Origin of the sequence: Collinsella sp. AF33-16, from assembly GCF_003475325.1 — a bacterium.
Classification (GTDB): Bacteria; Actinomycetota; Coriobacteriia; order Coriobacteriales; family Coriobacteriaceae; genus Collinsella.
This window is the reverse complement of the sequence record NZ_QRQC01000001.1, coordinates 1-13,441: the sequence shown is the minus strand read 5'-3', so window position 1 is coordinate 13,441 and position 13,441 is coordinate 1. Positions and strand designations below refer to the sequence as shown.

11 protein-coding genes are annotated in these 13,441 nt (G+C 59.8%); 6 read left to right on the top strand and 5 right to left on the bottom strand.

What is annotated here, in order from left to right:
- Position 1: 1 nt before the first annotated feature.
- From DWZ52_RS00060 to DWZ52_RS00050, 3 genes are all read right to left on the bottom strand, one after another.
- On the bottom strand, positions 2 to 1,690 hold the full coding sequence (locus DWZ52_RS00060) for an ABC transporter ATP-binding protein (protein WP_158572380.1): 1,689 nt from the start codon (positions 1,688 to 1,690) through the stop codon (positions 2 to 4).
- Between the two features lie 279 nt (positions 1,691 to 1,969).
- Complete coding sequence (locus DWZ52_RS00055; protein WP_158572379.1) at positions 1,970 to 2,710, bottom strand: ATP-binding cassette domain-containing protein; 741 nt, start codon at positions 2,708 to 2,710, stop codon at positions 1,970 to 1,972.
- Between the two features lie 5 nt (positions 2,711 to 2,715).
- Positions 2,716 to 4,938, bottom strand: a complete 2,223-nt coding sequence (locus DWZ52_RS00050) for a hypothetical protein (protein ID WP_118384595.1) — start codon at positions 4,936 to 4,938, stop codon at positions 2,716 to 2,718.
- A gap of 552 nt (positions 4,939 to 5,490) precedes the next feature.
- Between DWZ52_RS00050 and DWZ52_RS00040 the strand changes: the two genes are divergently transcribed.
- The 6 genes from DWZ52_RS00040 to DWZ52_RS00015 all read left to right on the top strand — a co-directional run bounded on the left by DWZ52_RS00040 (position 5,491) and on the right by DWZ52_RS00015 (position 10,099).
- Complete coding sequence (locus tag DWZ52_RS00040; protein WP_006235293.1) at positions 5,491 to 6,003, top strand: DUF2975 domain-containing protein; 513 nt, start codon at positions 5,491 to 5,493, stop codon at positions 6,001 to 6,003.
- Positions 6,004 to 6,012: 9 nt separating this feature from the next.
- Positions 6,013 to 6,264: a helix-turn-helix transcriptional regulator gene (locus DWZ52_RS00035; RefSeq protein WP_006235292.1), complete on the top strand. Its 252-nt coding sequence runs from the start codon at positions 6,013 to 6,015 to the stop codon at positions 6,262 to 6,264.
- Positions 6,265 to 6,282: 18 nt separating this feature from the next.
- A complete protein-coding gene (locus DWZ52_RS00030; protein ID WP_255360342.1) occupies positions 6,283 to 6,990 on the top strand; it encodes a site-specific integrase in 708 nt (235 codons plus the stop codon).
- Positions 6,991 to 7,386: 396 nt separating this feature from the next.
- Positions 7,387 to 7,674 (top strand): ACT domain-containing protein, encoded by a 288-nt coding sequence (locus DWZ52_RS00025; RefSeq protein WP_006235289.1) that lies wholly within the window; start codon positions 7,387 to 7,389, stop codon positions 7,672 to 7,674.
- 77 nt (positions 7,675 to 7,751) lie between these two features.
- Positions 7,752 to 9,170 carry a citrate synthase gene (locus tag DWZ52_RS00020; RefSeq protein WP_118384593.1) on the top strand — a complete coding sequence of 473 codons (1,419 nt, stop codon included), beginning with the start codon at positions 7,752 to 7,754 and terminating at the stop codon, positions 9,168 to 9,170.
- A gap of 86 nt (positions 9,171 to 9,256) precedes the next feature.
- A complete protein-coding gene (locus tag DWZ52_RS00015) occupies positions 9,257 to 10,099 on the top strand; it encodes a Cof-type HAD-IIB family hydrolase (protein ID WP_117630076.1) in 843 nt (280 codons plus the stop codon).
- A gap of 119 nt (positions 10,100 to 10,218) precedes the next feature.
- On the opposite strand, the gene DWZ52_RS00010 is transcribed toward DWZ52_RS00015, so the two are convergent.
- Entirely contained in the window at positions 10,219 to 11,013 is a 795-nt protein-coding gene (locus DWZ52_RS00010; protein ID WP_117630077.1) for a Cof-type HAD-IIB family hydrolase, read from the bottom strand.
- Between the two features lie 206 nt (positions 11,014 to 11,219).
- Positions 11,220 to 13,040 (bottom strand): adenine deaminase, encoded by a 1,821-nt coding sequence (locus DWZ52_RS00005; RefSeq protein WP_118384592.1) that lies wholly within the window; start codon positions 13,038 to 13,040, stop codon positions 11,220 to 11,222.
- Positions 13,041 to 13,441: the final 401 nt, after the last annotated feature.

Below are 13,441 nucleotides of genomic sequence, written 5' to 3'. Positions count from 1 at the left end.
GTCATTCACCTTCCTCGTATGTATCGAGGTATTCCTGCTTGAGCGTCTGCGAGGACGACTTGATCTTTTCCACGAGCGTGCCGGCCTCGATGAAGTAGAACGAGTTGGTGAGGTCTGCCAGGTCGTCGAGCAGATGGCTTGAAATGAGCACGCTGCGTCCCCGCGCCACCTCGCTGCGCATCGCGTCGCAGGAGGTTTTCCGCTTTCCCGGATCGAGGCCGTTCAGCGGTTCATCGAGGATGAGGTACGGGCAATCGGTCGCTATCGCCATGGCAAGCTTTACCTGCTGCTTCATTCCCGTCGAGAGTTTACGGGTCGGCTTGTCGAGATATGGGGAGATTCCGAGGGAGTCGCAGAGCGAGTCGATGTCGGCGGCCGATTTCCACGCCTCCCTAACGAAAGCAAGGTGCTCGATGGCCGATAGCGTGGGATAGAGATCCGCGCCGCCCGAAGAGCTCAGGTAGACGAGTTCTGCAAATTCGGCTGATCGACGTTGGCAGATTCCGTCTGCCGCCAGGCTTCCCGAGCGGATGCGGGTGGGAAATTGGCCCGACAGCGCTTCAAGAAGGGTGGTTTTCCCCGAGCCGTTGGGAGCAACGAGGCCCGCCGCCGTTCCCGGGCTCAGGAAAAGCGACCCGATTGAAAGTATCGTCGTGCTTCCGTATCCCACGCTCGCGTCCAGAAGCTCGAGCCCATGGCGCTTTTTCGCGGGGCCAGGCTGTTTGGGGGAACGTGTCGCAACGGCGCCGACCGCAAAAAGGACCGCGACGTATGCCAGGGCCACGGCAAGCATCGATGCGCTGCCCGAACCGGAGCCAATGAATTCTGTCGGGAAGCATCCTACGTAGCCCGTTGCCTCGATAGGCGAGAACACGGCCAGCGGCAGGAGCCCGAGCACGGCATTATGCCCTAGTGCCGAATCGGACAGCAACGGGAATGCCGGGGCCGCGACAAGCAGCGCTGAGGTAAGGGGGCCCGCGAGGACGCGCCTCGTTGCGGTCGATAGGACGGCGGAGCAAACGGATATCAAGGTTCCGCCCGCAAGCAGCGCGAGAAGCAGGGCCGTGAAGACGTTTCCCGCGGTCGTGGTGGTAAGCGCGCCGTCATGGAAGAAGGCGATCGGGTACCCAATTTGCCCGGAGCCGTTTAGGGCCAAGGCGTAAATGCCCCCGGGTGCGAGGCCGGCGAGGAGCATCGCGGTCCCCGCGGCGATTATCGAAAACACGATCTGGATAAGGCGCCGGAATTTGGGCGCGGGCGCCTTCGCCGCCAGGGTCGCAGGCCTTGTGGCGCCGAGCACGAGTATCGACGAGAGAAGGAAGGGGATGAAGGGAAGGAAAGACGGCGCCGCGGCAATGGCGTAAGGCAGGAAGGAAAGGAATGGCAGGTCGCTTGCGGAGGCCGGGATATCCGTGATGCCGGAGCTGCTCAGGGCACGGCAATATGCGAGCTCCGCGTCATTGGTCTCTCGGTCTCCCACGATGGACCCGGATTGGAAGCCTTCGTCCATGAGCGCGTAGTAGCTCTCGGCAGAATCGAGAAAGGCGGCGTCGGTTTGAGCGGCAAGGGCGGCGTTCGCGTATCTTGCAAGCTCCGCGTCAGCTTGCTGCTCTGGAGATAGGTCTGTGCCGCTGGCCTGGGGCGCGCGCGTATTGAATGCGTCGACAAAGCCCTGCATGCCCTGTTTCATAAAGAAGGGCCCGTAGATGGGTGAATTGAACGCAATGGGGACGGAAAAGGCTGCAGCGAGAACGAGCGTACAAATCCATGCGGCCTTGTCTCTTAGGATTAGTTTGAGAAGAAGTCGACAGTACATTTAGAAGCACCTACGTTCCTCAAAGAATCGTTAGATTAAAAGTAACAGACCGGATGAAGATACGTGCGACGGGGGCGAGGCGAATGGCTGAGCGGTATCGATATGCGGGTTCAACGGTATCACATTGGCCACATAGATTTTTAACTTGCATTTCTACCCGCCCTTTTCGTAGAGTCGCCGATACGTGCTTAGCGCACCCTCGGCGCGTCCAGCAGGCTTTGCGAAATGGGATCCAGGAGACTTCGGCGCAGCATCATCTTGCGGAATGTTTCTAATGAGCCTCCCATCCTTCAAAAACAGAATCTCATCGCACAGCCTATCGACCGAATCCAAGATGTGGGATGACATGATGATGCACGTACCAGAATCGGCCAGCTTCCTGAGAATCTCGGAATGCAAGTCCACCCTGCTGGGGTCGAGCGCGTTCATGGGCTCATCTAATAGAAGGTACCGCGCGCCCGTCGCATACGCAATCGCCAGGGTAAGCTGCTGCTTCATGCCCTGGCTCAGAGTGCGGATCCTCATCTTCGCGAACTCGCCTATCTGCGTTTGTTCCACTATCTCTTCGATATCGCGAGCATGCGGCCACATATCGCAAACCATCTTGAGGTGATCTTCCGCACGCAATCCGGGATACAGCAGCGTCCCCTCACCAGGTGCATAGAAGATCATAGAACGGACCTCTCTCGCACCCGTACCCTGCACCTCATCCAGAACGATGCTCCCGTCCACGCGAGGACCCGGCAAACCTGCCATCGCACGCAGCAACGTCGTCTTTCCATGCCCGTTCGGAGCGACGAGACCGTAGACCGTACCCGGGGCAAACTCAGCGTTCACCGAATCTACGAGCACCTTCTTTCCATAAGAGATCGTCAGCGTTTGAAGGTCAATCATCGAGATCATCCCCTTTCGATCTTTGGAACACTCAGGCGCACCATCAACGGAGATACGGCGCCCAAGACCACCAGCAGAGCGCCCGATGCGCCGACGACCTCTCCAAAAGGCATCGCGTTCGTCCCTCGCCCAAGGAACCCAATCGTCCCCACCTGGGAAGCGGGATCAAACGAGGCGAATGGAGCCAGCAGCGCGACGCCCATGCCCACGCTTTCAACATGAGCGCTCAACGAACCCAACACCAAGAGAACCGCGCAAACCATTCCGGTGACAACGGGGTTGCGGCTAATCGCTGCTGTCAACGCAGCGACGACGGAAATCACGCCGTATGCCATGACCAGCAACGGAATACTGCACAACACCGCCTCCCCCACCATGGACGTTGTCGAAGCTCCCGCCCGAATGAGAGCGACGGGATACTCCGATCCACCCGCACCGTTCTTAATCACGGACACAACGACAGCGGGAACCATCGACACCAAAAGCAGCACCAAGCCAAGCAGGAGAGCCAGCGCAACAGCCGTCAGAAAACGCACATGCGCTGTTGCGGGGATCTGGAGAACCAGAAGGGAACGACACTGCAGGTGGGTGCACGCGAGCGATGTGACAACCACGGGCAACAGCAAAAATAAGGAGGGAAGCGCTGCCTGGAGATACGAAAGGAGGATTAATGGGGGCATCTTCGTACTTAACTCGTAAACCTTGGGGTCCGGCAAGCTCGCGATCGACTCAAGCAGAAGGGCGCGCGCCTCCGCACGAGAAGGAGTCTCCGGCTCGATTCCGATCGATTGCAGGAGAGTCGCATCTGCCGCGCCCAGCTCACCTCGAGCGCACTCGTACGTCGCAAGGCTTCGAAACCCCTCCGCAGGCATAGGCGCGTACACGAAACCCGAAAGAGCATCCCGCATGTCTTCCAGGGCCGCTTTGCCCTCGACGTCCATATTCGCAGCGTTCTGCTCTAGATACCGATCTATTGAACGGAGCTCCCCATCCCTATACCGAACAGCGGAAACGTTATCAGCGTCAGGAAACATCTCGACCAGAGCCGGGGCCAGCATCGTCGTCGACATTGCAATCGCGCATACGGCGAGGGTAGGAGAACGCAGGAGCAGTTTCCCCATCGTTCTTACGTATGCAACGGCGGAGGCACAAGCGCTCGAACGAGTTGCCGTTCTCGATGCAGTGAAGGAACCTCTCTCAAGACAAATCGGGGATATCGGGCACGCGCAGCCGCTCTTTCCAGCAACGCAAAGCAGGCTAATTGCCAGCACCTCGATCCCGATTGCGCATACGAGGGCAATCGCGCCACGCTCGAAGCAAAGTCCAGGCAGATTCACTATCTGCGTTGTCGGGTACGGGCTATAGGCGCCGACGGTCAACTCAGTGTTCGCATACGTAAGGGGATTCAACAGGGCGAACTCACGTAAAGCGATGGATCTTCCGTAATACCCGGGAACCATCGTCACCCCCATCAGGGCACATACGAACACGATTCCAAGCGTAGGGTTATTGGCAATCTTCACGGCAAGGTGAACGACAAGCGAGATGAACGCTGCCACCAAGAATTGCAAGATGGCCGTCTGCGCGAACACCAGCCAAGCCGGTTTGATAACCGGAGTCGCATATTGAATGTAGCCTATCGGATAGAACGGCGAGCCCGGGCCATTCTTCACAAGCGCGGCGATTATCCCTGGAAGATTGATGGCGAGGACGGCAAGCATTGCAAAAACACTCGCCCATACGCTCGATGCAACAAGTCTACCCAGCTCGCCCATCGGTGCCTGGATGATGAGCTTTTCACGTTTGTTAAGACGCGCGGCAAGGAACGAGACGGCAACGGCCGTTGCGACCCATAGCAAGTACTCCTTCGATCCGTCATAATAGGTGTACTCTCCATCCGATATCTGCAGAAACGGAAGTAGGGGAGAGAGCGGTGCCAAGATAAGACGTCCCGCGGCAAGAGGGTACAGAAGCGCGGGCATGCTTGATGAAGAGGTATAGACACCGTCCTCCCCCGCATTCACAAGCGCATCCGCATAGGATGCTGACAATTCCTGCTCAACACGGGTTATTCCCGACTCGAGGTATTCGACCCGTCCGTCGATGCCAGCCGCGCTCCTGAAGACGGGCAGAGCACAAAGAACCATCAACGCAACAACGACAACACAGAGCGACCTGGAGGAGAGAAGCGACCTAAAGATCGCCTTCGAGATTTTGAGCATATTCATCGCCAACCTTAACCTCATCCAGTCGGAACAGAGGGGCCGAACAAAATGCTCGGCCCTTCCTCGCATCTAGTAGGTGCTATAGACTAATTGCCATTTATCAGTTGTGCCAAGAACACCACAGGAGCACATTGCAGCGAGGCGGGATTCCCTATGATGCGCGGATCGGCGATAGCCATTTCGGTAGGAGATCGTCTTGTAAGAGATGTTGAACATCGAGATGCTGTGCCCGCTTACGCCGCGAGGACAGCTGTAGCTCCAGTAGGTATCGACGACGTCGTCCGTATACCCGAGGGGCTCAACGAGGGCACACTGGCTGCTCTCCTGGGAAGGAGGCATCGGGGTATCCGCAAAAGCGGGGGCTCCCGGCAGCAACAGACAAAGAGCGAGGCCGAGGAAAACCAAGAGCTTACACGACTTAACAGTACTGAACATAATCCTCTCCAATCTAGAGGGGTTTCGGTTACAGTATGCTGTGATTACTTGCCGGCAAAGTCAATTTAACATAAACTGTTAAAAAGTAACCTGAGTTTTTTAAATTCTTCGGAGGTTATTATGAGTTCCGACAATCGCACTCCCCGGCTTCATTCCTTCCGCATCGCATGTGCGATAGCCTCTGCGACCCTTTGCGCCACCGCCATCGCACAAGTGGCGTTCTCCTTAAAGCCAGCAATCGAAGTGCTCGACAACCCTGTAATTGCAGACTCCCCCGCGTATCCAGCCCTTGCGATCTCGACATTGGTCCCTGCCGTCATCGGTATCGCTACGACCATCCTCAGCGCCGTTCTCGTGTGGACGATCAAGAGCGGAGACCCCTTCAAGAAAGGGTCTGCGACATGCTTGAAGGTGCTCGGCATTCTCTTCGTTGTTCAAGCTGCCACCAGCCTCTACGCCGGCTCACTCAAAACCTCCGTTTCGATGTTTGGCGGCGAGGGGGCCGTCGGCGCCCAAGAGATCGCTTCATCATTCGATTGGACCTCTCTGGTTCTCGGCATCGTCCTGTTCATGCTTTCCCAGCTCTTCTTGTACGCCCGAGAGCTGTACCTCGACTCCGACGAGATTGCGTAAGGAAACGCCATGCCCGTAATTGTTCGCCTCGACAAGATCATGGCCGAGCGAAAGATTTCCTCGAACGAACTTGCCGAAAGGATTGGAACCACGCCCGTGAACCTGTCCCGTATTAAAAAAGGGCATATTCGCGGCATTCGCTTCAACACACTCGAGCAGCTATGCCTCGCCCTTCGTTGCCAACCCGGAGACCTTCTCGAAGTCATGAGCGAAGAGGATGCCCGAAAGGAGTTCGGACTCGATTGGTCCGCCGAGGATTAGAGGGCGGTCGTACTCGCCCTGCACACGGGGATGCGAATCGGCGAGGTCTGCGGCCTTCGGTGGTGCGATGTGGATTTCGAGACGGGCCTGATCTCGATCAGACACTCGGTGGCGTACGCGAAGGGAATGGGTTCGTTCATCAAGGACACCAAGACCCATGACGCCAGGGGTATCCCCATCGACCCGGTCGGCCTACTCCCCTTCCTGAAGGAGACCCACGAGATCGACTGCGGAAAGCTGCGCTTGCGCGGCCTTACCGGGGCGGTCGAGATCGGGGACTGCTACATCCTGTCGGAGCCGGGCGCGACCTTCGCGACGACAAGCTATATCCGCAGGGCGTTCAAGACGTTCTCGGAGACCAACGGCCTCATGGGCACCAACGACGAGCTGATCACGTTCCACGGCCTTCGCCACACGTTCGCAACGCAGTGGATCCGCCAAGGCGGCGATATCAAGGCGCTCCAATCGATCCTCGGCCACAAGGACGCCATGGCGACGCTCAACGTCTACGCCGACATCGAGCCCATCTCCAAAATCCATAACATGCTGCGCGCCACGCCGTGCCTTTGGCGCGGGCACCTCGGGCCGAGGGTCGATCCGGGTCCCATGTTCCAACAGAGGATCCAGGAGTCCATCGAGACGCTCCAGGCGTTCGGCTACGGCATCACCGAGCCGGACGACCGAAATATCGCCATACGCGACGTGAAGACGAACAGTTGGCTCTAGCTCACCGAGTACGCGGCAGTGCTGGGCCCATCCCAACTGAGGTCACGGTGGTCCGATAGGGGCGCCGCCCGCGGCATGCGCCGCGGAGCGGTATCCCCTACCGAAGGGCGGGGATGCCCTCCGCTTCCAGTTCGGAATCAGCCGTCGGAGGCGTTCGGCTGACTGCGGGAACGGCCTGTCCGCTCAATGTGTTCGGCTGAGATCGGAAATCAACCCAACACGAGCCGGACACGCGCCAGACGGCTCTTCCCCGTGCGGCCTTCCCCCTTACGCTCATGTTGCAGGCATGTAACGCCGCAGCGAGCGCGCCTTTTTTGCGCCAGACAGGTACAATGATGAACACTGTACCGTAGCGGAGCGCCCCGCGCGCGCCGCAATCACGCGAAAGGGTTTCCCATGGCCGAGATCTCGTCCTCCCGTATCGTCATCACCGTCCTTGGCAAGAACCGCCCCGGCATCGTCGCCGGCGTCACCCGTGTCCTAGGCGAGGCCAACGTCGACATCCGCGACATCACGCAGTCCATTATCGAGGACATCTTCACCATGACCATGCTGGCCGATACCGCCGAGTCCAAGCTCGACTTCGCCGAGCTGCAGAAGGCGCTGGCCGAGGCCGGCGAGCTTTCGGGCGTCAACGTGTCCATCCAGCGCGAGGACGTCTTTAACTTTATGTACCGCCTGTAGCGAGCAGGCCGCTGGGAATAGCCTGACACGCGCATGCCCATGCAGGCCACCCCGATGCGGCCCGGAGAGGAGCGCGCATGGCTTACGACGCCAAGAAAATCTACTACCGCTTCGATGACCATCTGAGCCGCCTGGTCTTGGATTATGAGGCGAGCCGCCAGATTTCGCCCGAAAGCGAAAACCTCTACTACGGCCTGCCGACTGATCCGTACGACGAGGGTCTGTTCGTCGAGCATAACGTCAAGCGCGGCCTGCGAAACGCCGACGGCTCGGGCGTGGTCGCGGGCCTCACTCGCATCTCGGATGTGCACGGCTACAACAAGGTCGACGGAAAGGTCGTGCCCGATCAGGGCAAGCTCACGCTTCGCGGCTACAGCATCGAGGATCTGGTCAACAATGCCCAGGCCGAGAATCGCTACGGCTACGAGGAAGTCGCCTATCTGCTTATCACGGGTTCGCTACCCAACAAGGAAGAGCTCGACGGCTTTTGCGAGCGCCTGGGCGCCTTTAGACATCTGAGCGACGAGTACGTCAAAGAGTTCCCTATGACCACGGTGTCGTCGAGCATCATGAACGTGCTCCAGCGCGCCGTGCTGCTGCTCTACGCCTTCGATGCCGAACCAGACGTGATCACGCCCGAGCACGAAATCGACGTCGCCATTTCCATGCTCGCACGTCTCCCGCGCATCGCCGCCTTCGCACACATGGCCTCGATCGCCAAGCTTCGCGGCTCCGAGGTTCACGTGCCGCACCCCACGCCCGGTCTCTCCACCGCCGAGACCATCCTACAGGTCCTGCGCGGCGGCATGGCATTCACCCGCGATGAGGCGATGCTGCTCGACGTTATGCTCATGCTGCATGCCGAGCACGGCGGCGGCAACAACTCCACCTTCGCCTGCCGCGTGCTGTCCTCTTCGGCAACCGACCCGTATTCCGCTTACGCCGCGGCTATCGGCTCGCTCAAGGGCCCGCGCCACGGCGGTGCCAATGCCAAGGTCGTGTCTATGCACGAGGACATCCGCGCGCATGTCTCCAACTGGGAGGACGAGGACGAGGTTGCAGCCTACCTGGGCAAGATTCTCGACAAGCAGGCCTTCGACGGCACGGGTCTCATCTACGGTATGGGCCACGCCGTCTACACGCTGAGCGACCCGCGTGCCGAGGTGTGCCGCCGTTACGCGCGCTCACTGGCAGCCAAGAAGGACTTGGGCGAAGAGTTCGCACTCATCGAGCGCATCGAGCGCCTGGCACCGCAGGTGATGCGCGACCACGGCATGACCAAGCCCATCTGCGCCAACATCGACCTGTACACAGGCTTTATCTACAAGATGCTCGGCGTGCCCGAAACGCTCTTTACGCCGCTATTCGCCGTCGCCCGCATGGCCGGCTGGTCGGCACACCGCATGGAAGAGCTCTTCTGCGCGCACCGTATCATCCGCCCCGCCTATCGTCCGGTGATCGAGCCGCTGGAGTACAAGCCGCTCGCCGACCGCTAGGACGCGGACCGTTATAGAACTCGAGCGTGGCCAGGGACCCAAGCCCTCGGCCACGCTTTTTATGCCAGTAGAAAGGACCGCATCAAATGATTGTGTTTTCCGATATGGATGGGACGCTGCTGACGAGCGATAAGCAAATGAGCGATGCCACCTGGGCGATGCTCGACGAGCTCGCACATCGTGGCATCGAGTTTGTTCCCTGCACGGGACGTCCACTGTCGGGCATCTTTGAGCCCATTCTCGCCCATCCCGCCGTGCACTACGCGGTCTGTGCCAACGGCGCCAGCGTCTGGCAGCTCGACGAGGATACGCCCACCGACGCCTCGCGCGCCACGTGCATCTTGAGCCGTCCGCTCGACCGTGGCATTGCCCACCGCATCCATCGCATTGCCGCCGGCCACGATGTGACCTTCGATATCTTCGCGGACGGGCAGTGCTTCCTCCCCCGCTCGCTCTACACGCGCCTGGACGAATTCTGCGGCGGCGACCCCCACATCGCGGCTTCGCTCAAGCGCACACGAACACCGATCGACATGAATATCGACAGCAAGATCGACGAGGTCGAGACGCTCGAACGCATCGCCATGTACTGGCACGACCCGGCCGATCGCGACGCCATCGCGGCGGAGCTCGACACGCTCGGAGGCATTGAGGTCACACGTTCGTACGCCATGAATATCGAGGTCATGGGCGAGGGCGCCACCAAGGGAACGGCCCTCACGTGGCTATGCGAGCACTTGGGCGAGCGTCTCGCCGACGCCTGGGCGTTCGGCGACAACATCAACGACATTCCCATGCTGCAGGCAGCAGGCCACGGCATGGCCATGGTCAACGGCGAGCCCGAAGACCGCGACGCCGCCGACGCCATCACCGAGTTCGACAACGACCACGACGGCGTCGCCCGCACCATCATGGCCGCCCTCGCCTAGTCATTGGCCAGTCACTGGGGACGTTCTTGAATGACTAGTCGTTGGGGACAGTCTTCGCGAAAAAGCTGCAAGGACTGTCCCCCACTGCCGGCAGAAAAGGAACGTCCCCATCTGCCGGATTAAGCGAGACTCTCCAGCACGCGACGGAGCTCCTGCTGGACGGCGTGGTCGCGATTACAACCCACCACGCGATCGGCCACCGCCTTGAGCGCGGGGCGCGCGTTTCCCATCGCACAGCCCGTACCGACAAAGCGAATGATCTCGTAGTCGTTCATCGAGTCGCCAAACGCCATGACCTCGTCGCGTTCGACGCCATAGTGCTCCATGAGCTGTGCGATGCCCGAGGCCTTCGACACACCGGGCTGCATGGCATCGATCCACGCGTTGCCCGAAGGCGCAAAAGTAAAGAGCTGACCGAGTTCACGCTGCAGTACGTAAGCGCTGTCCATAACGGCACCGTCATCGCAAAAGATACTCGCCTTGATGATATTTACGCTGGGATCGGGCAGCTCCCAAATACGCTCGGCATTGGGAAGGTCCTTATCGACCTCACGCACGAACTTGCACTCGTCATCGAGCAAGAAGGACTTGGTTCGGTCAAAAAGCGCAAGATGCAGATTGGGAAACGTCGCGACGGCTTGGGCGAGCCTTCGAATCGCCAGGTGCGAATACACCTCACGGTCTACCATCTTGCCGTCGGCGAAGACCTGGGCACCGTTAGCGGCGACAAAGTCCATCTTGTCGCGAACGGGCGCAAAGAACTCGCACAGGCGATCGTAGCGACGACCTGACGATGCGGCGAAATGCACGCCATGCTCGCGTAGCGCCAGAATCAGTTCGTAGGTCTCGGGAGGCACCTGGCCGTTTTCGTCAAGCAACGTGCCGTCCATATCGGATGCAATCAGTTTAAACATAGAAAAGCTCCCTTCGGGCTTGTTGGAATCGAACGTGTATCCGATTCCAACGTACCCAAAGGGAGCTCAAATAAGACTCCGCGGGCGTAAACGTTACAAGGACCTGGCAAATAGCTCACACATGCCAGAGGTCTCACGGTCGCGGCGTCAGGCGACACGCCAAAGAGTGTCCCCAACGACTAGTCGTTTAAGAACGTCCCCGATGACTAGTCGGCGTAGGTGAAGGTTGTAACGTCGAACATGCCCTCGGGGCGGATGCGGAGCGTCGGGATCACCGGCAGGGGCAGGAAAATGATGCCCATGATGGGGTCGAGCGGCGGCTCAATACCCATGGCGCGCGCCTTGACCATAAAGTCGTCGTGCTGCGCGGCAACGTCCTCGGCCGTACCCTCGCTCATAAGGCCACCGAGCGCCAGCGGAATGCGCGCCACGACCTCGCCGTTGCGCACCAGCACGTGGCCGCCCTGGCCCACGGCCTCAACGGCAGCCATCATATCCGCCGCATTGTCGCCCACCACGCACACGTTATGCGAATCGTGGCCGATCGTGGAGGCAATGGCACCACCGGTGATGGTGAAACCGCGCACCCAACCGCGACCGATATGCTTGCCGACCAAGCCCAGACCGGCGGGGCCGTCGCCGTCGACACCCTCGACCTGCAACGACACGCCACGGCCATGGCGCTCAATCAGCATAATGCGGCGCAAGTCCTCGTCAGTCTCGGGGCGAATCATGCCCGTGATAGCCATGCCCGGGATCACATCGATAACGGCCTCGCCCGGCTTAAAGGCATAGTCGAACACATCGAGCGAAAGCTTCGGCAGCTTAACGGAGGCACGCAGCTCATCGGCAAGGGCCGCAACCTCGGCCATCTCGGGTGCAATCTCGCCCACAAAGGTGCCGTCCTGCGCCACCAGGGCACCGGCGGCATATACGCGATGCGGAGCCGTGGCAAACGTCAGATCATTGAGCACCAGCAGGTCGGCACGCTTGCCCGGGGCAATCGCACCGCGTAGCTCGTACGGGTCGCGGCAGCCGTGATCCAGGCCAAACGCCTCGGCCGTGGAGAGGGACGCCATAGAGATGGCAACCACGGGGTCAATGCCGGCCTCGATAGCCACACGGCAGGCGTTGTCGATCATACCGGTCGAAAGCGCGTCGGAGGGAGCACGGTCGTCGGTCGCAAAGCAGCAGCGGCGGGCACGGGCGGGGTTTTCCAGCAGCATCGGCGACAAGTTGGCCAGGTCATGGCTGCACGTACCCTCGCGCAGCATCACATACATGCCGCGGGACAGCTTGTCGAGTGCCTCCTCGGGAATCGTCGACTCGTGGTCGGCGATAATGCCCGCCGTGGCATAGGCGTTGAGGTCCTTTCCGGCAACGAGCGGCGCGTGGCCGTCAACCTGCTTGGACGGCGTCTGGTTGGCAGCATCGATGCGAGCACAGGTCTCGGGGTCGCCCATAAAGACGCCCGGCAGGTTCATCATCTCACCCAGACCGAAGACATCGCCCGGATACTCGGCAAAAAACGCCTGCATATCGGCGGCGGTAATGACGGCACCGGCCTGCTCATCGGGCAGCGCGGGCACGCACGAGGGCATCATGTACTTGATGGAAATGGGCGCGCGACGGCCGTCCTCGATCATAAAGCGCAGGCCGTCCAGGCCGGAAACGTTGGCAATCTCGTGGCTGTCGGCAATGGCAGTGGTGGTGCCGCGCGTCGCCGCCATGCGCGCATACTCAGCAGGGCGGATGTTCGAAGATTCGATATGCAAGTGCCCGTCGATAAAACCGGGGGCAAGATAGCGGCCCTGGCAGTCGATGACTTCAGCCGCCTCGTAGGTGCCAGCAGCGTCATCGCGACCGTCGTAGAGCACGCCGACGATTACGCCATCCTTGACGGCAACGCTACCGGGCGCCACGCGCTGGCCATATACGTCGACAATCTGCGCATTGGTAAACAGCGTGTCGACGGGCACGCGACCCTCGGCAGCGTCGATCACAGACCTCATGACCTCAACGGACATACATACTCCTTTAACCGTAGAAAAAAGCTGCGGGGCGGACAGACCTTCACCGCAGCAAGTCAATAGCCATTGTATGCCCAAACGATGGGTCGGGAATACACCCCCTCCGCTTAACGGCACACGCCGCTTGGCGCAATGGGGACAGGTTGCTTTGTACCAATGACAAGGAGTGTCCCAAAGTGCCGGCACAAAAGGAACGTCCCCAAGTGCCGCAGAGTGGATAATCTCCCACTTTGAACCCCCAAGCAGGCCAAAAACGGAAGATTATCCACTCTCATTCTGTGGGCACTCATTTAAGTCTGTCCCCAATGAGTGCACCTAACTGCCACCTACAACAACGGAAGCGCCGATGTCTTGGCAACGACAGACACTATGACCCAATCCGAGGGCACTAAAAAGAC